Source organism: Streptomyces sp. DvalAA-43 (genome assembly GCF_900091725.1).
Taxonomy (GTDB): domain Bacteria; phylum Actinomycetota; class Actinomycetes; order Streptomycetales; family Streptomycetaceae; genus Streptomyces; species Streptomyces pulveraceus.
In genome coordinates, this window is sequence record NZ_FMBW01000050.1 from 1 (window position 1) to 1896 (window position 1896).

Sequence of the window (1896 nt, forward strand, 5' to 3'; positions counted from 1 at the left end):
CCTTTGCCACAGGGACAGTTCGGCAGCTCGGCGGTCCCTCGCGGCCTCCTCCACCAAGGCGTGGGTCCAGCGGCGGACCGAGGTCGCCACCCGCGGCAGCTCCACGACCTCACCCTCACGCACCTGCGCCCATGCCGCCGCCAGATCCGGCAGCAGGATCCGCCAGGAAACCCCGTCGACCACGAGATGATGCAGAACCAACAACAGCCGCCCGGGCACCGAGGGACCTGCGTCGAACCAGACCAACTGCGCCATCACACCGGCGACCGGGTCCAACCTTCCCATCGCCGCGTTCAGTTCGACGGCGGCCGACTCACGCCACCCCGACGCATCCCAACGACCGTCACAAGCAACCCTGCGTATCAGCCCGTCGACCGGCACCACACCCGACGGACCCACCCGGAGGCCACACACACCGTCCTCAGTGACCAGGCGCGAGCGCAGCACGTCATGCCGGTCCAGCACTGTGCGCAGGGTCGCGGCCAACCCGTTCGCGTCGATCCCCTCCGGCAGGTCCACCGTCATGGACATCGAGAACCTGTCGGTGCTGCCCCCCAGATCCATCAGGTACGCGCCTGCCGGGGGCAGCGGCAGCCAGCCCACTCCACCGCCCTCCAACTCCGCCAGGGCCCGCGGCACCACGGCCGCCCCTGCCCGGGCCCGGGCAGCCAGTTCAGCCACCGTCCGCGCTTCGAAGACCTGCCGCGGAGTGACCTCAATACCACGTGCCCGGGCCCGCGCGACGACCTGGATCGAACGGATGCTGTCGCCGCCGACCGCGAAGAAGTCGTCGTCGACGCCCACCCGGTCCAGGCCCAGCACCTCCGCGAACACCGAGGCGAGGATCTCCTCCTCCGGCTTACGCGGCGCCCGGTACTCCCCCGCGGAGAACTCCGGAGCAGGCAACGCCGAACGGTCCACCTTGCCGTTCAGATCCAGCGGCATCCGGTCCAGCACGACCAACGCCGACGGCACCATGTACTCGGGCAGCCGCGCGCCCACGAACCTCCGCACCTCGGCCACGTCCACACCCGCACGCAAATCCGGATCACCGGAATCGACGCCGTACGTCGGCACGACGTAACCCACGAGCTGCTTGCTGCCCACACCCCGGCCGTCGCGGACCACGATCACGGCCTGGTCGACGCCCGGGTGAGCGAGAAGCGCCGCCTCGATCTCAGCGGGCTCGATCCGCAGCCCGCGCAGCTTGACCTGGGAGTCGGCACGGCCCAAGCATTCCAGCTCGCCGGCCTCCGTCCATCGGACCAGGTCGCCGGTGCGGTACATGCGCTCACCCGCGGGCCCGAACGGATCCGCCACGAACCGCTCGGCCGTCAGCCCCGGACGGCCGTGATACCCACGGCCCACCGCGCCCGCCACGTACAACTCACCCACCACACCCACCGGAACCGGAGCCAAACCAGGACCCAGCACATAGGTCCGCATATTGCCCAACGGCCGGCCGATGGGCGCGTTGCCCGTACCGTTCCACGGTACGGAGGGCGGAAGCTCGAAGGCGGTCGCGTAGAAGCTCTCGCTCTGTCCGTAACCGTTGACCACGCGGACGCCGGGCAGCGCGACCCGTACCCGCTCCACGAACGACGAGGTCAGCACCTCTCCGGCGAAGACGACCGTCTCGACGCTGGTCCGGTCGGCGATCTCATCCACCAGCTCGGCGAAGACCGAGGGCACGGCGCTGATCACGCTGCCCTCCCAGCTGTCGCGCTCGCCGAGTTCGAGCACGTCGCGCACGACTTCCACGGTGGCCCCGACGCTCAGCGCGCTGAACACCTCGAAGGCCGACACGTCGAAGTTCACGGAGGTGGCGAAAAGCATGCGGGAACCGGCCGTGAGGTCCATGGTCCCGGCCAGCGAGAGGGCGTCGTTCAGCACGCC

The 1896-nt window shown here is 69.9% G+C and carries 1 protein-coding gene; it reads right to left on the reverse strand.

The window, feature by feature from the left end; genetic code table 11:
- Positions 1-1896, reverse strand: a 1896-nt coding sequence (locus tag GA0115234_RS21035) for an AMP-binding protein (RefSeq protein ID WP_141718449.1), incomplete at both ends; no start/stop codon positions are given.